Source organism: Ruegeria sp. K5 (genome assembly GCF_056531805.1).
The window spans coordinates 278112-297511 of the sequence record NZ_JBQFML010000004.1; the positions used below are offsets into that span (position 1 = coordinate 278112).

Here is a 19400-nt window from a genome sequence, read left to right on the forward strand (position 1 = left end):
AGAGGCGATGACATGAACATTGATGAGCCAAAATTGGTAATGTCCGACAAGTGCCAAACAGTTGTAGTAGACGGATACCGTTTTGAAATCGAAGTCTACCGACTGGAAACCCAGGACCAGTGGACCTTGGAAGTCATTGACTACGAGGAAGCCAGTTACGTTTGGGATGACAAGTTCGGCTCCGACAGCGAAGCTCTGGAAGCCGCGTTGCAAGTGCTAAACAACGAAGGCGCGTTAAGCTTCATGGGCGCAGATTCATCGAGTTAGGTGTTGTGAACAGCAAATCGACCCAGTTCTCGGCGACTAGAGTCGAAGAGAAGTCCCGCGAGGCCACGGACTTCTTGAAAGCTCTGGCGCATGACCAAAGGCTTTCAATTGTCTGCTTTCTTATGCAAGGAGAAATGACAGTTACAGAGATTCAGCAGGCACTGGGTGCGCGACAAGCGGCTACGTCACAACAGGTAACTCGGTTGCGCTTGTCGGGGCTGGTTTCAGGTCGGAGAGAGGGCAGGGAAGTCTATTATCGGGTGTCCGATGAACGAGTTCGTGCCGTCATCGCGACCTTGCACGAGTCGTTTTGTCGGCACGAATAGTTGCAATGCAACAAACCATTGCGTGAGAGGCTAGATGATTATCGAAGGCAGAGAACTCGTTTCGAGGCCAACTCAAGTGGCGGCTCGGTCGTTGGTCATTGTGAGTTCTACTATTCTAGTAGTCTGGTGGTTTGCCATTCCTCTTGAGGACCTCAGCGTTCTTGGAATCAAAGGCTTGCCAGTCGAATTGTTTGATTTTGTGGGAGCTGTGACGACGGTCTTCTTGATAATTTCGCTTGTGTTGAATTGGGCCTCTGACTGGGTCAGCTACTCAAAATGGTACGACACAGCGAACGTAACGGCTGATGACATGTTCAACGTTGATGTGCGAGGGCGCTCTGAGGTACTCGCTGAGGTCGCGCATGGTTTGAGAAATGCTAGCAAGCAGTTGTCGGAAGCGGGTGTGGAAGAAAAGGAAATACGTCAGATATTGAAGGGTGTCGAAGGTAGATTTTCTACCGCGTCTAATGCGTTGAGCGGCGCCGGTCGAAACCTGAGAGAAGTGCATCGACTGGGGCAGTTGCTCCTATACGGATGGTATCTTTTTGTCCCAGCTACGCTGGGAGTGTTTGCGCTTGTTTCATTGTTTATGTGACACTTCAATGCTTGCAGATTTGCATAGAACGAAGGCGCAATAGATGACTGACGTAGCTTCGGATTGGCTGACCCTGCTGGGACTAACGGCAACACTGGTCGGCGCAGGAGTAACGGCTTGGGCGGTAATTCTAAAGCCTGATGATGCATTACATATCGGTGTTAGCCGCTGGGCATCTAAGGATCCCCAAGAGAATATCCAGGCACCAATGGTTCAGAACCTGCTGGCAGCTTCCAAGTGGGCAAAGCGCGGCCTCCTACTGATTGTACTCGGAACCTTGTTGCAGATGGCACCCGTCGCTATGCGGCTATTCTAGGGTTGGGAGACATTGGAACGATTGAAACTCGTAAGCCATACTCTTAAGATATCCTTGCTTTTCAAATACTTTATGGGACCCGTTCATGACGATTAGAATTCTCGCAAGTACTACATTTTTGTTAATCCTCGCTGGCTGCGAAGAACCCGCCCCTTTCGTGACAGGTTTCAACGGCAGTAGCGTAGAAATTCAACAGTCTACCATCTTTGCAGAAGCGGACCCAAGCTTACCGGAAATTCAATCTGAGGCCATACGCATTTGCGGAAAGGTTGGGAAAACGCCAGAGTACGCAAGCTCAACGCTTAACTACGATACCGGCACAACCACGCATCTCTTTCTCTGTCTTTGAAAACGAAGAACGGATGTTTGGCGACCCCGCACTCAATTAAGCAGAGTCGCCAGATTTGGTCACGCATCCACCCAATCCGTTTGCTGTTGGCGGCTATGTCAGCCAACAACTCATCCAGATCCACAACGCCAATCGTCGGCTCGGTGGCGTCGTTGTCATGAATTATCCACTCATCAAACGGCTCTGGGATGTCGGCGGTAAGACGATCCACGACTTCGCGCACCTCATCTTCATCTGTCATGTCCTTCGGCAAGTGAATAATCGCAGTCATTTTCTTGGTGCCCTTCTGGGCTTCCAGTCGGTTAACTCTGTTTCGGATGCTCATGTTTCCTGCTCCTCTCAGATCCACTTAACGTCCCAGCGCAACGTCACGGTTGCTCCGGCTCTTTTGCCAATCAGGTTGGCAGTTTCGTCAAAACGGAGCATGAAATCCGCGCCCGGCTCTTCGTGTTCACGGTGCAGCGTAACGGTCTCATCGCAATCAGAGACGCTTACAACGGCGAAATGAACGTCCTCTTCCAGATTTCGCGGATAACCTTCTTCCGTTGAAATTGGGTTTCCTTTGCCGTCAATGAACTCGCCCTTGGCAATCGCGACCTTGAATGCGTTGCCAGACTTCTCTTCAAGCTTGTGAATGCGGTTTCGAATGTTCATTTCGCTGCCTCCAGTGCTGCTATGCGTTCTTCCAGTTCGGTGACTTCCAAAACTCTGCGATACTGCTCAATCAGGCCCATAACCGCCGCTCCCTCCAACGGGCTTATCTCGCCCTGAGAAACGGCCCTTATGACCGCCTGAGCGGCCTGTGAGGCGTCCTGCGCTGTATCGATAGGTGGAAGCTCAAAGCTGATGGGCGCATCCTTTCGTGCGGGCGCGATCCTCTCCAGACAAAGCCGCAGGGCCGTGGTGTCACCCTCCAAAGCCTTGTTGATTGCACTCTGCGTCAGTTCCTCGACTTGACCCTGTAGCATCTGCTCAACTGCCTGTGTGGCTCTGTTGCGCGATCCTTTCGGCTTGCCAGGGTTACCCACAGCAAAAGTGCCGTCCGGGTTTCTGTCATCCGTATTTTCGCCGCTATTACGGTTGTCATCACTGCTCATTTGCTCTTTCCCATTTTTGAGTCTTGCCGTTCCACACGCGCCCGTTCGGGCCGTACCGTTCCCAATCAGACAGACGCCGCCACTCATCCAGGCTGACGACTTTTCCAGTCCATGTGACGGGCCTGCCACCTACGCCAACCTTGTTGGGCTGCTTTGGGGGCGCGCCCTTTCTCAAGAACTCAATCACTTCCCCCTTACTCTGTTTCAGGGCCTCGATCCGATCCGGCGTGAGCAAGTCGCGGTCGCCCCGGAACTTCACCTTGTCACCTGCCAGTTCGAACTGGACGCCCTGCTGTTGAAGGCTTTCAATCAACTCAATCGCTGCGCTCATACCTCGCCCTCCACCTCGTTAGATGTACCCTTTCCTCCAGCACCCCCTGAGTAAGTGTCTCCAAGCGTCACCGCTGGATAACTTGCTGAATTTGAATGATTTTCCGGTGACACTTGCGGTGACACTTGTGAGGCAGTGACACTTGCAAGTGTCATCCGGTCGTAAGTGTCATCGTATCCGTCACCTTTTTCTTGTTCAATTTCAGTCATTTGGCTGCTGGTGACACTTAGAGACGCTTGTTTGGGGGTGTCGTGGAGATACCTATCAAATGCGTCCCGGAAGTCGCTGATTTCATAGTGCCGATAGCTACTCGTCCGGTTGGGTTTGATGTTGTACGGCTTCAAAAGCTTGGCCACACCGCGCGACGTGATGGGCTGCCCTCGACGCCATTCTGCCCAGGGGCTTTCCTCCAGCTTGCAGAGTTCTTCAACAAGGTCTGTGCTGGTGATGTGACCGCCGCGACGGGATTCAAGTATCTCAGCAATATCGCGCAGCAGCAGCACCCCGGCGCTCTTGGGATCATCGTCGCTAAGTGCTGCCATTGCCACCAAAGCGTTGCGCAGCCGGTTCGGCCACTCGCCACCAATCAGGTCTGCAATCGCAATCATCGCCCGTGCGTTGTCCTGTGCTCGGTCGTGCAGAGCATCGGGAACGTTAGGGTCCATGCCGCGCAGCCTGTCCGTGTTGTCCTGTGCCCAGCGCTTGGCCTCACGGCAAATAGGAACGAACTGCTGAATGCGGTCACCCCGGAAGCGCTCAACCACTTCCCCTGGCTGTTTCCTGCGAAGCCTTACGACAAGCGCCCGGTCTTCCAGCGTGTCGGGCAGGCTGCCAATCATCGCAATGCACTTAGGTGCCCATGCGCAAAAGGCGCGGGGTTCGTGGTCATCCCCGACTGTCCGCAACACTTTGGCTGTCAGCCTGTTGTGCCCGCCGTTGAGGATGCCGCGCAGTTCGTCCTTGTCGGACAGGAAGGTGTCAGCCTCGTCAATCAGAACCGTGGGCCGATAAGCGTCCATGACCCTGAATACGACTGCTGCGCTTGTATTGACGGTGTGTATTGGCTTCGGAACCATGACAGACACAACGTTCAGCGCCGTGCTTTTCCCGCAGCGTTTTTCCGGGCTGGTGAATGCCAGGATCGGGGAAATGTCGGCAGCGTCGTGGGCGTGGGCGTGAAGCACCCAGAACGCCATAACCACATCCGAGTGTTCCGGCAGTACGCAGAACCGATGAATGGTGCTCAGCACCTCATCAATCAGTTTTGCCCCGGATACCGGGGTTTCCCACGGCTCAACCTCATCAACGATGCTAACTGACTTGGGTTCTACTCGTGGCCGTTTGGCTTCAACCATCTTGTCGAGGGCTGAAACTCGGACGCCCAGTTCCTGTGCCTTGGCGTCCCGGCACCGCTCGTATTCAAGGATAGGCATTGCGGCCAATTCCAAGATTGCAATCTCGTCTGTGTCCGGTGTGAACGGCACGATTGCCTGCTCTGCTAAGGTCGTCATATCACTGCTCCCTCTGTCAGGGTGTCATTCCAGTCCTGCCCGTCTGGCGCAGGCATCATTGATACGTTCCAGCCCAGGGCGTGCGCCCGAGATGCCAGCTTGTCGCCCGCTTCCCGTCCGGCTGAGTCTCCGTCTGTTGCGATAATCAGCGCCCCCGGTTCATTCGGCAGGCGCAGTGCTTTCATTCCTGAGGTGCTGAGGGTGGCCCAGACCCTCGCTGGCTCGCTCAGAAGCCCTGAAAGCAGGGAAAGGCCGGTTTCTATGCCTTCGCAAACCACCAACGGCCCCTGAGCCTCTGACAGAACAACAGCGCCGCCAGCGCAGGGCCCCAGCATTAGCTTCGGGGATTTGGTGACCCTGATGCCCTTCTTGTCGAAGAATGTTCGGTGAATGGCCCCGGTTGAAACCTGAGCCACCATTGCCGCGCACCAAGAGGTTGAAGGGGTGTGGAACAGGTCAGGTGCCCAGCGGAGGGAAGGCGGCAAGGGGCAGGTGATACCCCGCCCCCGTAGGTATGTCTCGCCCTTTGTGCGTTCGATGGGCTGGGATGCTTCCCAGATCCCTTGGGCCTGCCGCAGCTTGTTGGCCTCGTAGTCCTTACGCTTCTGTTCGGCCTCTCGCTGTGCTTCGCGATCCACCCGCACCGATGTAACCGGAACTTTGGCCGCGTAGGCGATGTCCTTAAAGGCGCATCCGCTCTTGAAGCAGTACAGAAGCAGCTTGCCGCCATGTTCGGAAACGGAAAGAGCGTTTTGGTCCCTGCGGCGCTCCGGTTGGCACACCGGGCACGGTGCAGAACCATGCCCATTGCGCCAGACGCCTCCGAGGGCGAATGTCAGTTCCTGGCCAGTCATGACTGCACCTCGCCGAAGTGCAAAGTTGCAATCAAACCTGCTGCGGTTTCCGGCAATCCATGTTTCCGGCGCAGAGTGCTTACCTGCAGTTCGCGCGCTCCCACAACTTTGACCGGGTGAGAACTGCTTTCGATAGTTTTGTTTTTGTTGATAATCATGCCTTATTACCTCTTTCGAGTTGAAAGGCACGTGGCTTTCGGCTATACTCTTGATGTCACCCAAAAGAATTTGCCTCCGCCCGTGCCTCGGGTGGGGGTTTCTTTTAGGAAGCGGATTCATTTGTCTTCTGATCGAACCAGCGATCCAATTCGTCATATTCCAGACGAGTGGCACCACCGAGTTTTACGAACTTCAAATTCCCCGCCTTCATCTCGGCGTACAGAGTCGCACGAGACATGCCTGTGTAGCTGGTCGCACCAGCTACGTCTGTGGCCCTCGGCCTGACGAGAACTTGAGTACTGTTTTCCATCTTGCTCACCTCTGTGCTGCGTTGGTGCACACAGGGTCGCCGATGCTAATTTCGCCGCCAACGTCGCCGGAACCTCGCCAACTTCGCCGTTGACGGATAAAGACAGAAAACGGCGAGGATTATTTACCTTTGGACTTCGGGCCGGGCTTGGAGCCGCCGATTGGCTTGAGGTCACTCCACAGTTCACGCCCCCGCTTACGGCTCAGACCGTGATCCCGATACCATTGGTTGCGCTGCGCGTCGGTTGAGTTCGGGTTCTCTTCAATCCATGCTAGAAACTCTCGTTCCGTTTCTTCGGTGGTTGAAAACGATTTTATGGCTTTCACCCGGCCAGCGGACGCTGTCAGGGCCAACCAACTGACAGCGTTATCAAATTCAATCAGCGGTAACTTGCCCGCGAACGGCCTTAGCCCGCCCTCTGGTGTCTCCATCAGAGCTTCAACGAAATCGTACTCGGGAAGCGTGGAATACCAAAGATTGGATAGCCACACCGCTTCATCTGGCGTCGTTTCTGGATCGTCATCTTGAGCCGTTGGCAGGATTTGCGGCCAAGCCACTTGGGGAATAACTGTGTTTGTTTCTAAAACGCGAGCCGCCAACGCACCGCTGCGAAGAGCATTCCAAACAGCGCCGTAGGCTACGAAATCCACGTCGTCACCCTTGGCCTTGCCCCTCAACTGTTCCAAGGCTCGGCAAACCTCGCGAATTCGCACGTACTTATCTGTGTCAATCAGCGGCTCATCAGCTTCCGTGGGCCAGTACATCTGGGCTGTTCTAAGCGCGTCGATTGCGGGACGGTTTTCATGAACGTCAGTCATTTCCCGCTCCTATCGCAATCACGTCCGCACATTCCTGCGTCACCAGTTCTGCCCACCTGTCCAGCGCAACGGCGCGCTGATCCAGTAGCTCAGCCCGATTGTAAATCCTCGCAACCGCACTCGGCTTTGATCCCGTGGCAGCGTGGTTCAAAACCCGATCCACTATGGCCTCAGATATTCCACGCTCTGCCATGTGAGTTGCAAACGCAGTTCTGAAATCATGCAAACGCCATGGCTCGAAATCATCGCCCAGCAACTCGTCAAGCCGGGCCTTCATTTTGCTCCATCCTGAAATCGGTGTTCTGCCGGTCGTGGTGAACAAGAGGTCCGATTTAGCGAAATCAGCAGTTTTAGCAGGTGCCTTGCCGGATTTCTTGTTTTTGCGCGCATCGGCTTTTGCCTGCTCGTGGCGGGTCAGTACCGCTTGAATCTCAACTAGCGCCGGGGCCGACAAATGGGTCAGGTGCCCTCGGTCGTTCTTTTCCTGTGATATGGCTTTCCTGAACCGAGACTTCGATAATTCCAACTCGCTCTTGCGCAAGTTGTTGATTGATGTTCGCCGCTGGACAGTCAGCAGCAGAAGGCGGACAGGTGGCCCCCACAGATCCCCTAGCTCATAAGTCTTTTCCCAGATTGCCCGTATCTCGGGGATAGACAGAACGCGATCCCGGATTTGCTCTTTTGTGGCGCGCTCTAAGCGGTCACCGATATCCTGTCCCAGATATTCCCGCCGCCATGCCCAGCGCGTGAAATGCTTGATAGCGGCCCTGATTCGGTTCGCCATGAACAATTTGCCTTCCTTTGCCTTGTCATCAATCGGCTTTTGGAGGCTGGCGCGGGTCAAGTCACCAATGGGCTGGGTAAGGTGTTGGCTCAGCGCGTCCTCAAGCTGGCGCTTTCTTTCGCCTCGGCGTTTCAGATTGGACAGGTGTAGTTCTTCGTACAGGTCCAGCACATCTTGAAGCGTTTGCGCGGTCGCTGCGGCTCGTTCTTGTTCCCGGCGGACCTGTTGGGCCTCTAACACCCTATCAAACCCACGCGCCGCCTCGGCCTCTATCTCAAGCGCCATGGCTCGCGCCTCGGAAAGACCAATCGCCCCGTCTTCCCGCTTGTTCGATGCTGACCAAGTGCAGTACGTACCGAATGTGTGCTTCCGCTTCGCGCCGCCCTTCACGCGCTTTTCGTACATCCACACCGCGCGGGCAGGGTACACCCTAAGCCGCAGCCCGACACGCTTTGTATCCGATATCTCAATCCGTCCGTCAGCCGGTGGCGTCAGGCTCTTTAGGTATCGGTCGTTCAGTTCCTTTTTCATCAAATCGCCTCTAGGGGACTCATGGGGGACAAAATCGGCTGGATTGTGATAGACAGTTGTGGATGAATGTAGACGTTTTTTGTCTAGGGGACAATGCGCAATTATTCAGAAAGTCTTGTGAAACATAAGAATTTTTGGAAGGCAGTGGACGATTGCGGACGACGATAGACTTAGTGGTGAGTTTTCAATGCTTCTGATTTGTAATCAGTAGGTCCGCGGTTCGAGTCCGTGTGGGGGCACCACTATCACGCCTCAGAACAATTTACCTGATTTCAATGGGCTGCCATCCCTAAAAATCGGGGTAAATTGCAGACAGTTTTGATATTCAAAAGTGATTATAGTGTGAACAACAAGCCGCTTCATCCGTACGATTAACACCGCAGTCAGGTCTGCCGCACGTGTTTTTGGAAATCTGTGCCACTAACCTGCTTGATAAAGGTCGGTCGCCTCGCAACGCCGTCCAAGTTTTGCAGCTTTGAGCACAGATGAATTGTTAGTACGGTGCTACCACAGACGCAGTTATTCAGTGTGTTAAGCGATGAAAATCAACGCTCTACTTGTTTCCGCGCTGCTGGTGAGCAGCGCGATTGCCATATGGGGGATTATTGATCCTCAAGGCTTGGGGTCCGTCTCGGCTAGCATCGTGGCGGTGCAGTTCGAAAGCCGAGGTTGGTTTATCATGCTTGAAGCCAGCGCGCTTTTGTTGCTGGCGATCTACCTTGCATTCTCCAGGTTCGGCTCGATCAGAATTGGCCCTGAAGGTTCCGAGCCCGAGTTTTCCACGCCCGCGTGGATTGCGATGCTCTTTGCGGCGGGTATGGGGGTGGGGTTGCTGTTTTTTGGCGCATCCGAGCCGCTGACGCATTTCTCGGTCATTCGCGCGTTCAGCCCGGATCCGCAATCGGCAAGTCAGGCTATCTTTGTCACCTATCTGAACTGGGGTTTTCACGCCTGGGCGATATACGGGGTCGTCGGGTTGATCATTGCCTATTTCGCCTTTCGACGAGAACGCTCTTTGTTGCTGAGCGCGCCAGTGTTGGATGTGTACGGAGACAGGGCCTGGACCCGTGCATTGGCTTGGGTGTTCGATTTTTTGTCGGTTGTCGCCATTGCAGTCGGCTTGGCGGGTTCTTTGGCCATGGGCGTGTTTCAAATCCAGACAGGTTTGGCTGGGGTCCTTGGAATACCCAACTCGTTTTACCTGACAGCGCTCATATTTGTCGTCATGTGCGTTGCCTTCCTCATCCCGCTCAGACGGGATCTGGGCGAGGGGATGTCCAAACTGTCAAATCTGGCGATGAGTATCGCGATCATCCTGTTGGTCTTTCTGTTGGTTGTCGGGCCCACGTCTTTTGCAATGAACACGATCGTTTCAGGGTTTGGGCGGTATGTTTTCAACGTCCTTCCCGCCGGGTTTTCGACAACCGAGTTTTTTGACCAAACCATATCGACCTGGTTCCAGGACTGGACACTGAATTACATGATCTGGTGGCTGGCATGGTCCCCGTTTGTGGGCATCTTCATTGCCAGAATTTCACGCGGGCGAACGATCCGAGAGTTTTTGACCGGCGTCATTATTGCGCCAACGCTGTTTTCAATCTTTTGGTTCGGTGTTTTCGGCGGGATCGGCATTTTCGACGTGCTGCAAGGAAACGGACAGTTGTTGGAGGTCAACGACCAAAGCCTTGATGCGACGACCTTTGCGTTGCTTCAACAGTTTCCCCTGCAATATGTGACGCAGTTGGCGACAATTGCAGCGGCGTTCCTGTTTGTTGTGACCAGCGTTGTCAGCGCGGGCTTTACGCTTGCAATGATTGGAACAGGCGGGGACGAAAACCCGTCGCCCGGCATTCGCACAATCTGGGGCGCGGTGCTTGGGGCCCTTGGTTTGGCCATGATCTTTGTGAACGACGTTTCTCTGGTCCGGTCGATCATCGCGCTTTCAGCCATCGCATTTGTTTTTATCGTACCGATTCTGGTGATTTGCCTTCTCAAGTCTCTGTCAAAGGAGGTTTCGAAATGACCGGCCCAATTGTCGATACGGTTCTGAACGTTACCGTTTTTGTGTATATCGGCTTTCTGATCTGGCTGGCGCTTTATCGCGTTTGATTAAGGACGGCAGGCAACACCCCGTCAGGTGCTTGTCGACATCTGTCGTTTCTTTTCCGGCCAGAACTCATCCACCACGACATAGGCAACGATCACAAAAATCGCAGCACTGGCAACTTGCAAAACGCGGGTGATGCTTTTGACGTCGGCCTCATCCGAAAACGGAGAGATTGATCCACCATAGACGATCAGCACCGTTGTCAACGCCGAGCCTGCCGCGGCGGCGAGCGTAGCCTGAGATTTTCCGAGTGCTCCAAGCGTTATGCAGAAGAAAAAGCACAGCAGAATTGGCGTCAGAATAATCGGGGCGATGACGTTGATTTCGTAGCAAAGGATCGACACTGCCGCACCCAGCAGGTTTGCCGTCAGCATTGCCTTGGCCACGGTTTTGCCCGCGGCAGGCATTGCCGCCAGCTGCTGGCTGAGAAGTGCCACAAAGAACAGAACCAGCAACGCCGATGCGCCGGACACAAAGAACACCAAGGCAAATGGAACCGTGACAAGCGACATTCTGACAATCCGGCGGTGCGGGTCAAAGTCAGTTGGGGGTGCTGCTTTTTTCTCGGCCGCTGTCTGGGGTGCGGCTGGTATCAATACAAACATCAATGTCGAAACGAACCCTGCAAACAGCAGGTTCAGTGGTATCCAGAACACTAGCACCAAAGCCAGATCCTGGGATTGCAGCGCAAGGTTGGGGATCATCAATGCCCCCATCAGGGCGATGACTCCGGGCAGAACACCTGCGCCGGATACCGACCAAATGAACGACAGGATAATCCCGATGGCCACCAGAATGAGGAAAACCACCGGATAGGGCGCGAAGGTCGATGGCAAAAGGAAGGAAATGAACATCAACCCAATCGAGAAGACAAACAGCTTCGCGAAGGCCGCCAGTGGCAAAGCGGCTGGGGCCTGAAGAAACAGGGCCGTGAACACGGCCCCGACAACGGCCAGAGGCCACCCCAGAAACAGCCCCAGCGCGAAGACGCCAGTTACACCCAGCGCAAGTCTGTGTACTGCGCGCCGATCCTCAGTACGCATAGGACAGGATCGAAACCGCGCGAATGTAGGCGCGGCCCACCGCGTTCAGCAGAGAACTGTCGCTAAGGTACATGATCACGTCGGCTTGCCCGTTGAGCTGAAAGCGCAGGTCATCCTCGGTGCTTCCGGCCTCGTAACCCGGCAGCACGATACGGACCGGGAAGCGCTCGGGTTCGCGAAGAAACCCCTTGGTGCTTGGGGGGCTGGCCAGTTGACCGGGTGTGTCGCCGCCGCTTAGGGAAACGGCTGCGCTAAAGCTTTCGATGACGCCGGGAACAATTTTGCCGGGATGCATGTCCAGCACCACATCTACAGGCGATCCAACCGACGCCCGACCCAGGTTGTTTTCGGTAAAATACGCCTCGATCCAGACATCCGTCGCATCCAGGAAAGTCAGCAGGTCCTGCCCGGATCGGGCATAAGTTCCGGGTGCGATCAGCAGATTTGAGATCACGCCTGTCGCCGGGGCGCGCAGTTCCGTCCATTCAAGGTTAAGCTCTGCATCCGCCAACGCGGCCAACGCGCGCTGAATCTTCGGGTTTTCAATGCCCTCGTCGCCGAGCCTCTGCTTGGCTTTCTCCAGATCAGCTTTGGCGTTTTCAAAATTCGCCTCGGATTCGGCCAGTTGCCCCCGCGCATCATCTGCTTTCGAAACGGCAATCAGCCCTTTCTTTTCAAGCGCAAAAACGCGTTCTGTCTGGATGCGCATGGTGTCCAGATCACTTTGCGCCCGTGCCAGTTTGGCCTGAGCGGCGCTGACCTCTGCCGACGAAGCGCCAACCTCTTGTGTTGCGGCTTCCAGGTCCGCTTCGGCTTTGTCGCGGTCAATTTCGTATGGTCTGGGGTCGATCCGAACCAGTACATCTCCGGCCGAGACGACCTGACCATTTTCGACCAAAACCTCGATCACCGTTCCGGTGACTTGCGGGACGATCTGGGTTGCAACGGCCTTGACCCTGGCGTTTCCCGTAAATGGCGTTTTTCGATCAGCAACCAGATACCAGACGAGAAGAACCATAATGACGGCCAGCGTCGTCCATATTGTCTTCCTCATTGCGCCGCTCCGTCCGCGGCGTCATTGCCTTCCGGCGAGGCATCGATCCAAACCTTGAACAGTTCGTAGAAAACGGCAAACAGAACCGGTCCCATGAAGATGCCGATCAATCCATAGGCCATCATGCCGCCGAGAACACCGATCAGGATCACCAGCATTGGCGTTTCGAGACCTTTTGAGATGAAGACGGGCCGCAGGAAGCTGTCCATTACCGTCGTGGGAATGGCCAGAATGGTGAATGCCAGGGCCGCACCACCTGACATCGAACTCCACGCGTAGATGATGACCGGTAACAGAACCAATCCCGGCCCGATCTGGATGATCGAGAGGATCAGGCAAATGAATGCCAGTGTCGCAGCAGAAGAAATCCCGAACAGTGCCAGCAAAATCCAGACAACCACGGCCTGAATGGCTGCAACACCGATGACACCTTTGGTCACATTCCGGATCGTCGCCCCCGCCAGCGTCACGAATTCGCCGCCTCGCGGTGCGAACACCCGGTTGGCAAAGCGCTGAAGACCTTGCACCAAAGTCGGGCCGGGGCTGAACAAGCCCCCCATGATCAACACCGAAAGGGCAAGACCCAACAACCCGATTCCGATGCCCAGAACCTTTCCAAACAGCGATTTTGTGATCTCAAGAATCTGCGCCCCGTATTTTGCAAGCGCACCATCCAGATTTCGTTCAAACAACCCCCAGACTTCGGCAATTCTTTCTCCGATCAGCGGCAAGTCCTTGATGCTGTCCGGGGCAGGTGGAATTTCCAATTCACCGCTGTCAGCCTGTTCGGCAAACTCGGACCCAAGTTCAGCAGCCCCCGACACCGCAGTGGCAATCGGCCCCAAGGTCAGCACAAGGCCAAGCAAAACCAGGATCGTTGCGGCAAGCGACTTTCGCCCGCCCAGCTTGGACTGTAGCCAATCGAATACCGGGTAAAGCGCCACACAAAGGATCGTGGCCCAGATCACCACACTTGCCAGCGGGGCGATCATTACCAATGCGCTGTAAAGGAATAACCCGAGAAAGAGCAAACGTATTGCGAGATCGACGATCTTGGCGTCCTGTGTCTTTTCCATTCCATCCCTCCGTTCATTTGTCAACAATACACTCAAAAAACTCAATATGAATATCTTTTGTGAATTCCGTGCTTTGGTCGTAGTTTGGGCCCTTGCGCCGCCTTGGACGGCGATCAGCCTAATCAATAAAGTCCAACCTTCAGGCGACCTTGCTGCGCTTGTATCCTTTCGTGTTTTTTTGGGTGACTATTCGTCGTCCTGAGACAGGATTGTGTTTGCGATTGTCGTCGCCGCAGCCACAAAGATGCCCAGACCTACGATGATGTAGGCCATCGTAAAGATCTTCCCTGCCGCAGTCTGAGGGGAAAAATCACCAAACCCTACGGTCGAGATTGTCACGACAGAAAAGTAGATGGAATCCAGCCAGCTCCAGCCTTCAACATAGTGGTAAAAAACGGATGCCCAGAGGATCATTCCAAGCGTGAAAGCAAGCAGGCTTTTGACCCGGCCGTCCCGAAACGCGACGCCTATGCCCCGTGTAATTCTTTTCAGTGAGTTCATTGGTCCCTCATATATATTGGAAATCGTATATATCATTAATTTGATGATATGAAAAACCGGGACGAGTTGGCCGTCAGAACCGTCAGAAAGATCGCGCATAAAATGACTGTTCGTTTTCAAAAAATCCCAAAAGGGCGGGTGTTCCCGTTTTTTTGGTACTGGGCCGCCCGGCATCACGACAGCGCAACTGTTCACGCGAACCGAAGTTGATTCCTGTTTGATTAAGTCACTGGAAATTGGCAACTTATCCCTCAGGTGCGCCCAGTTCTCAGAACATCAGCAGAGCCGCGTATTCAAGTGTCGCACGTGGAATTGGCCCGGCCACACAGTGCATCGAAACCAAAGGAGTAGAACGTGCGTTTGATTTTCAAAGGCGTTTTGATTTGCTGCGCGATCGCGTTTGTTGCTGTTTTGGCGGCTTGGCTGTTCCTGTCCTCGGCGCTGTTTTCTTCGCTTAGGACCGGTTTCGTTGAAAACCTGATCTCCAAAAAACTTGGTCAGGACGTCTTGATCGAGGACGAGGTGCGTTTGGGCCTTGGTCGGCAACTGCAGGTCTCGGCGGCGGGGCTGGTGCTTCCCGGTTCGTCCGGGACTGACGTGAATTTGGCGGCTATCGACACGATTGAGTTCGAAATCTCCGCCCGCGATCTTTGGAACAGCAAGCTGTCGCTCAGCAACCTTGCCATATCGGGTATTCACCTGAACCTGATCACCGACAAAGACGGAAATACGAACTGGCAGTCGCTTTCTACGGTGGAAACCGAAAAGCCTGCGAACTCTCAGAAACCCTCTGTCGGCGGAATTCTGGCAGATGGTCGAGTTGACCTGACCGACGTCACCATTCTGTACCAGAACGGCCTGAACGGACTTGATCTGGATCTTCAGCTTAAGGATCTGGTGCTGGCGCGTGATGAGGGAACGAACACCGCGTCTGCCATTGGGACCGGTTCGCTAAATGGCGAGCCGTTTGACCTGAATGGGACATTCCCAGCGCATGACCCGTTTCAGATGGCGATGGACTTCGAGCAGATATCGATTTCGGGTGAACAGATCCCCCAAGAGAACGGGTTGCAGGTCAAGACGACCGTAGAGATTGCAGAACTTGGACAGCTTCTGGACGTGCTGAAACTTAACCGCGTGCTGGAAGGGTCGGGCAATGTGGCGGCAACCTTCAAATCGGCTGATGGCATAGCCCGGATTGATGATCTGAGCGTATTGGCTGAATTGGATGGCGGGCAAAGCCTTTCGCTGACGGGCCAAATCGGAGAGTTGGGGAACCCCGCAGATGTGTCGCTGACAACTCGCATCCGGCTTTATCCCGAAAATGCGGAACCGGCCCCTGCGGCATCTCGCTATGACCTCAAGCTTATTGCGGTTGATATGGTTATGGACAGCGTGCCGGGGCAGGTGCCACAGCGGCAAATGGTCATTAAAACCAATGGGTTCACGTTGGACACCGCGGGTGAAGGGCCGCCGCCGGTCAAATTTTCGGAACTTTCCAGAACGTCGGACGGTGCTTTGCGGGTCGGAAACATCAATCTGCGGATCGGGAACCCGGCTGATCCGTTTGTCATTTTGAATGGATCAGTTGATGACGCGCTGCAATTGCAAGGCGTATCGGCCGAAGGTCTGATGGATATTCCCGCCAGCAGCTTGATCTCGCCCGAACTCATGGGGCCAGACGATCAGCTTGGCCGGTTTTCGGGCGACTTTCATTTGAACGGGGACATTAATCAACTTTCACTGACCAACCTTGATGGCAAGACGAGCGAAACAGATGTCTGGTCCCTTGAGGTGCACGGCACTGTCAAGAATGTCCTCAAGTTCGAAAATCTGGATCTGGCAATCGATGTTGACGTTCCGTCCGGTGCAGACCTGATGGCTGCATTGTCGCTGGACCCCGTTGAAACCGGGCGCGCGCGCTTTGGGATCGATTTGGTGAGTGAAGGCACTGATTGGAACGCAAACGCCAGCGTCCAACTTGCCGAGTCCGTATTGCTTGTGAAGGCCGATCTTGATGACGCGACAAGCGATCCTGTGCTGCGGGGCACGATTGAAAGTGACTTGATAAAGATCGATCAACTGCGTGATATCGTTCAGGCCGCCGCGCAGTTGAGAAAGCTTGGCAGCGCATCGCAGGATGTCGAAGACCCCAGCGCCGAAGCCGATGAACCCGACGCATTGAGGGATGTGACGCTGAAACCCATCGGACGTTCCATTCTTCTGTCGGGCATTGATATTGATGTTGATATCGACCTTCGGCATATCGAAGGGGCCAAAGGCGTCAGCAGCTTGCAAAGCGAACTGACGCTCGACGAAAACGAACTCCGCGCCGGTCCGCTGGAATTTGAATATGGCGGGGCACAGTTCGACGTAAGTGGGCAGATGGATCTTTCGGATGAGGCGCATCTGCTGACCCTGACCGGCAAGGCGGGCGGTTGGCAGTTGGACGACATCCTTCACACCCTGAACTTCAAAAAAGGCGCTAGCGGCACGATCTATGCAGATTTTTTGGTGACCGGAGGAACCGAGTCCGCCAAACACTTTGCCAGCACGATGAGCGGCAGTGCGACGGTTTCCATGCGCGACGGGTCAATCGAAACGCAGTTGTTGGATCTGGCAGGGCTGGGCGTTTTGCCCTGGGTATTTTCAAAGGAAAAGCAGAAGGTTGCGCCAATCGTATGTCTGCGCGCACCCCTCAGCATTTCCAACGGCAACATTTCGACCAAACAAACCACGTTGGAAACGGATCAGGTTCAGGTCATCGTCTTTGGCGGTGTCAATATGGCCGACAAGGCCCTGGACCTGAACCTGCAACCGCGCAAGATAGGCGAGCCGCTTTCGCGCAGCCCTTGGCCGGTCACGTTGAAAGGCCCGCTGGCCAAGCCGAACGTCAAGGTCAAGGACGGGCCAAAGCGGCTCAAGCGTTCCGACGGTGCGGATCAAATGCCGGCGCAGCGGAAGCTTTGCATTCCGGATATCCTGCAATTGCAGTAGCGATGCCGTGGAAAAATCAGTTGGGCGCGGGCGTGTTCGAAATCTCGCGATTTTACCACATTGCCTTGGCTTACCGCATTGTTTTCATTTATTCGCGCCTGTAATGAGGGCGGACGGGGTTCGCCCCTGATCACGACATGCCCGCGTGGTGGAATGGTAGACACAGGAGACTTAAAATCTCCAGGCGGAAACGCCGTGCCGGTTCGAGTCCGGCCGCGGGTACCAATCTTGTTTCGATCAGAGCTTTGGCAACAAGTTCCAACTTCTGTTTTCGGCGCAGCCCAAGCGATCTTGAGGCTACACCTTCCAGTTTTTGCATGTTAGCCTTTTGCAGAAGGCAAGAAATCACGAGGTGCATATGCCGGTTACAGTGAAAGACATGATGGCGGCGGCCAACGCTGTCGTCCCACGGGTTGATGCGGTCAAGGCGCGCGAGCTGATCGAACACGGCGCGTTACTGTTAGATATTCGCGGCACTGCTGAGGTGCAGAAAACCGGCCGGGCAAAAGGGGCGGTGCATATACCCCGTGGAATGCTCGAATTCCGGGCAGATGAAGGCCTGGAGTCTCATGACCCAAACATGCGCAAAGACCGGCCTGTTGTGATCTATTGCGCCTCCGGCGGTCGCGCCGCTTTGGCGGGCAAGCTGTTGAAAGATATGGGCTATGAACAGGTGTTCAATCTGGGCGGTTTCGCCGACTGGGTGAATGGCGGCGGCGAGGTCGAAGACACCTGAAGCGTGGCCTGCCCGATCAACACACGGCGATTGGTTCAGGCGTTCAGAAACGCCCGGACGGCGGCTTCGAACTCGCGCGGTTTTTCGGCATGCAGCCAGTGTCCGGCACTCGGAATTTTGGCAAAGCGCGCACCGGGAAATAGCGCTCGGATTTTGTCGCGGTGTTCCGGCAGGACGTAGTCAGACGCGCCACCTGACAAAAACAGGGCCGGGCCATCCCATGCGCCATCCAGCTCTGGAAAGCTCATGATGTTTGGCATCTGATCGGCCAGCACATCCAAGTTCAACAGCCACCGTTTCCCAGCGACATCCAGCGATTGGGTGAAAAAGCTCTGCAGTGCTTTTTCAACGCCTTGATCCGCCAGCTGCTGTTCTGCGTCTGACCGGCGGGTGATCGTTGAAAAATCGACTGCCCGCATAGCTTCGATGAATTGAATCTGGCTGTGCCCATAGGCGACCGGGGCGATATCGGCGACCACAAGCTTGCGCACCAGTGCGCCGTGCCGCAAGGCCAGTGTCATCGCCGCTTTGCCACCCATGGAATGCCCCAGCACATCGACCGGGCCACCGACATTTTCGATCACCTGCGCGATATCCTCGGCCAATGCAGGATAGTCGTGCCGGGGGTCCCAAAAGCTGTGCGCATGGTTTCGCATATCCACCGCGATCACCTGCCGTTCATCCGACAGCCTTCGCGCAATCACGCCCCAATTCCGGGCCGATCCATACAAGCCATGAGCGATAATAAGGGGCGGCAGCGCAGTGGGTTCGCCGTGAATGATCGTGTTCAGCATAGCCGCGTGATACCGCCCTTGCTCCAAAACAGCCAGCCCCATTGTCGCGTACAGCATCAAAGGCTAGTGTCGCGCGTCAGGAGGGGCCATGGCGCAAGACACCGACATTCAGGACCGGATCACGGAAACCGTCGCATTGCTGCGGGCCAAGCTGGGTGTGCGGGACAAAACGCTTGAGGCTTCGATCCGCCGCGCCCGACACCGTTTGCCGCGCCGGGTGTTCAAACAGGCGATGATTCTGGCCAGGGCCGAACAGATGGCGGCGCACCCCAAACTGCGCCGCGTTCTGGATACGCCTGCCTTGACGAAAGCCTCGGACGAGGTTCAGTCGCACCTGACGGCGATCAATCTGGCGGATCGGCGCTGGGGTTGGTTCCTCGGCATGTTGGGGGGTCTGGCCTTCAACTTGCTGGCTTTGACCGTGTTGGTTCTGGTGTTTCTTCTGTGGCGCGGCTTGATCTGATCGCAGGTTTTGTCCTTTGCGCGGCGCTTGCCCTAGCCTTTTCTTCGCATGTTTGATGCATGCCAAAAGGGGCGGGAACGTCTACTGAAAAAAAACGGCGCCCGTTCTGGGCGCCGTTTTCTTTTTCCAAGCCGATCCGATTACAAATTCGGATAGATCGGGAACTTGGCGCAAAGGTCTGCGACCTCGGCTTTGACCTTGGCCTCGACGGCGCCGTTGCCGTCTTCGCCATTGGCGGCCAGACCGTCGACAACCTCGATGATCCAGTCGGCGATCTGGCGGAATTCGACCTCGCCGAAGCCGCGCGTGGTGCCCGCAGGGCTGCCCAGACGGATGCCCGACGTGATGGTCGGCTTTTCGGGGTCAAACGGCACGCCGTTC

At 55.2% G+C, this 19400-nt stretch carries 22 protein-coding genes, 2 tRNA genes and 1 pseudogene; 10 read left to right on the forward strand and 15 right to left on the reverse strand.

Annotation, left to right across the window (positions count from 1 at the left end):
• The first annotated feature begins 12 nt into the window (after positions 1-12).
• Genes ACR0MO_RS14020 through ACR0MO_RS14035 form a run of 4 tightly spaced genes read left to right on the forward strand, consistent with a single transcriptional unit; the run spans position 13 to position 1504 of the window.
• Positions 13-267 carry a hypothetical protein gene (locus ACR0MO_RS14020; protein WP_480891831.1) on the forward strand — a complete coding sequence of 85 codons (255 nt, stop codon included), beginning with the start codon at positions 13-15 and terminating at the stop codon, positions 265-267.
• Between the two features lie 5 nt (positions 268-272).
• Positions 273-593 (forward strand): ArsR/SmtB family transcription factor, encoded by a 321-nt coding sequence (locus ACR0MO_RS14025; RefSeq protein ID WP_480891834.1) that lies wholly within the window; start codon positions 273-275, stop codon positions 591-593.
• Positions 594-627: 34 nt separating this feature from the next.
• Positions 628-1188, forward strand: coding sequence for a hypothetical protein (locus ACR0MO_RS14030; RefSeq protein ID WP_480891836.1), 561 nt, complete (start codon positions 628-630; stop codon positions 1186-1188).
• 43 nt (positions 1189-1231) lie between these two features.
• A complete protein-coding gene (locus ACR0MO_RS14035) occupies positions 1232-1504 on the forward strand; it encodes a hypothetical protein (protein ID WP_480891839.1) in 273 nt (90 codons plus the stop codon).
• Between the two features lie 302 nt (positions 1505-1806).
• Here the strand turns inward: ACR0MO_RS14035 and ACR0MO_RS14040 are convergent, their stop codons facing one another.
• The 9 genes from ACR0MO_RS14040 to ACR0MO_RS14080 all read right to left on the reverse strand — a co-directional run bounded on the left by ACR0MO_RS14040 (position 1807) and on the right by ACR0MO_RS14080 (position 8248).
• Positions 1807-2178, reverse strand: a complete 372-nt coding sequence (locus tag ACR0MO_RS14040) for a hypothetical protein (RefSeq protein ID WP_480891842.1) — start codon at positions 2176-2178, stop codon at positions 1807-1809.
• A gap of 14 nt (positions 2179-2192) precedes the next feature.
• Positions 2193-2507, reverse strand: a complete 315-nt coding sequence (locus tag ACR0MO_RS14045) for a hypothetical protein (protein ID WP_480891844.1) — start codon at positions 2505-2507, stop codon at positions 2193-2195.
• Positions 2504-2950, reverse strand: coding sequence for a DUF5681 domain-containing protein (locus ACR0MO_RS14050; protein WP_480891846.1), 447 nt, complete (start codon positions 2948-2950; stop codon positions 2504-2506). Before ACR0MO_RS14050 ends, ACR0MO_RS14045 begins: the two co-directional genes overlap by 4 nt.
• Positions 2940-3281, reverse strand: a complete 342-nt coding sequence (locus tag ACR0MO_RS14055) for a TubC N-terminal docking domain-related protein (RefSeq protein WP_480891849.1) — start codon at positions 3279-3281, stop codon at positions 2940-2942. Before ACR0MO_RS14055 ends, ACR0MO_RS14050 begins: the two co-directional genes overlap by 11 nt.
• The gene (locus tag ACR0MO_RS14060; protein ID WP_480891852.1) at positions 3278-4792 is read right to left on the reverse strand and encodes a DUF3631 domain-containing protein; all 1515 of its coding nucleotides are present in this window, start codon (positions 4790-4792) and stop codon (positions 3278-3280) included. Before ACR0MO_RS14060 ends, ACR0MO_RS14055 begins: the two co-directional genes overlap by 4 nt.
• Positions 4789-5868, reverse strand: coding sequence for a DUF7146 domain-containing protein (locus ACR0MO_RS14065; protein ID WP_480891855.1), 1080 nt, complete (start codon positions 5866-5868; stop codon positions 4789-4791). The genes ACR0MO_RS14060 and ACR0MO_RS14065 overlap by 4 nt, the downstream gene beginning before the upstream one ends.
• A 40-nt stretch (positions 5869-5908) precedes the next feature.
• Positions 5909-6115 (reverse strand): helix-turn-helix transcriptional regulator, encoded by a 207-nt coding sequence (locus ACR0MO_RS14070; RefSeq protein ID WP_480891858.1) that lies wholly within the window; start codon positions 6113-6115, stop codon positions 5909-5911.
• Positions 6116-6234: 119 nt separating this feature from the next.
• The gene (locus ACR0MO_RS14075) at positions 6235-6933 is read right to left on the reverse strand and encodes a hypothetical protein (protein ID WP_480891862.1); all 699 of its coding nucleotides are present in this window, start codon (positions 6931-6933) and stop codon (positions 6235-6237) included.
• Positions 6926-8248, reverse strand: coding sequence for a tyrosine-type recombinase/integrase (locus ACR0MO_RS14080; RefSeq protein WP_480891865.1), 1323 nt, complete (start codon positions 8246-8248; stop codon positions 6926-6928). The genes ACR0MO_RS14075 and ACR0MO_RS14080 overlap by 8 nt, the downstream gene beginning before the upstream one ends.
• A gap of 164 nt (positions 8249-8412) precedes the next feature.
• Between ACR0MO_RS14080 and ACR0MO_RS14085 the strand changes: the two genes are divergently transcribed.
• A tRNA-Thr gene (locus ACR0MO_RS14085) sits at positions 8413-8490 on the forward strand.
• A gap of 296 nt (positions 8491-8786) precedes the next feature.
• Entirely contained in the window at positions 8787-10271 is a 1485-nt protein-coding gene (locus ACR0MO_RS14090; protein WP_480891868.1) for a BCCT family transporter, read from the forward strand.
• Between the two features lie 110 nt (positions 10272-10381).
• Here ACR0MO_RS14090 and ACR0MO_RS14095 read toward each other — a convergent pair whose 3' ends face one another.
• The 4 genes from ACR0MO_RS14095 to ACR0MO_RS14110 form a co-directional block, all read right to left on the reverse strand.
• On the reverse strand, positions 10382-11398 hold the full coding sequence (locus ACR0MO_RS14095; protein WP_480891871.1) for a DUF2955 domain-containing protein: 1017 nt from the start codon (positions 11396-11398) through the stop codon (positions 10382-10384).
• Complete coding sequence (locus ACR0MO_RS14100) at positions 11388-12452, reverse strand: HlyD family secretion protein (RefSeq protein ID WP_480891874.1); 1065 nt, start codon at positions 12450-12452, stop codon at positions 11388-11390. Before ACR0MO_RS14100 ends, ACR0MO_RS14095 begins: the two co-directional genes overlap by 11 nt.
• Entirely contained in the window at positions 12449-13528 is a 1080-nt protein-coding gene (locus ACR0MO_RS14105; RefSeq protein ID WP_480580448.1) for an AI-2E family transporter, read from the reverse strand. Before ACR0MO_RS14105 ends, ACR0MO_RS14100 begins: the two co-directional genes overlap by 4 nt.
• 186 nt (positions 13529-13714) lie before the next feature.
• Complete coding sequence (locus ACR0MO_RS14110) at positions 13715-14029, reverse strand: potassium channel family protein (protein WP_170454052.1); 315 nt, start codon at positions 14027-14029, stop codon at positions 13715-13717.
• A 354-nt stretch (positions 14030-14383) separates the two neighbouring features.
• On the opposite strand from ACR0MO_RS14110, the gene ACR0MO_RS14115 reads away from it, so the two are divergent.
• The 3 genes from ACR0MO_RS14115 to ACR0MO_RS14125 all read left to right on the forward strand — a co-directional run bounded on the left by ACR0MO_RS14115 (position 14384) and on the right by ACR0MO_RS14125 (position 17762).
• The gene (locus ACR0MO_RS14115) at positions 14384-17026 is read left to right on the forward strand and encodes an AsmA family protein (RefSeq protein WP_170623638.1); all 2643 of its coding nucleotides are present in this window, start codon (positions 14384-14386) and stop codon (positions 17024-17026) included.
• Positions 17027-17165: 139 nt separating this feature from the next.
• A tRNA-Leu gene (locus ACR0MO_RS14120) sits at positions 17166-17251 on the forward strand.
• Between the two features lie 133 nt (positions 17252-17384).
• Positions 17385-17762, forward strand: coding sequence for a rhodanese-like domain-containing protein (locus ACR0MO_RS14125; RefSeq protein WP_170454048.1), 378 nt, complete (start codon positions 17385-17387; stop codon positions 17760-17762).
• A gap of 35 nt (positions 17763-17797) precedes the next feature.
• Here ACR0MO_RS14125 and ACR0MO_RS14130 read toward each other — a convergent pair whose 3' ends face one another.
• Positions 17798-18598 (reverse strand): alpha/beta fold hydrolase, encoded by an 801-nt coding sequence (locus ACR0MO_RS14130; RefSeq protein ID WP_480891894.1) that lies wholly within the window; start codon positions 18596-18598, stop codon positions 17798-17800.
• Positions 18599-18644: 46 nt separating this feature from the next.
• On the opposite strand from ACR0MO_RS14130, the gene ACR0MO_RS14135 reads away from it, so the two are divergent.
• Positions 18645-19019, forward strand: a complete 375-nt coding sequence (locus ACR0MO_RS14135; RefSeq protein ID WP_170454046.1) for a hypothetical protein — start codon at positions 18645-18647, stop codon at positions 19017-19019.
• A gap of 140 nt (positions 19020-19159) precedes the next feature.
• On the opposite strand, the pseudogene glyA reads toward ACR0MO_RS14135, so the two are convergent.
• Positions 19160-19400 (reverse strand): annotated as a pseudogene (glyA, locus tag ACR0MO_RS14140) (serine hydroxymethyltransferase); the annotation flags it as partial.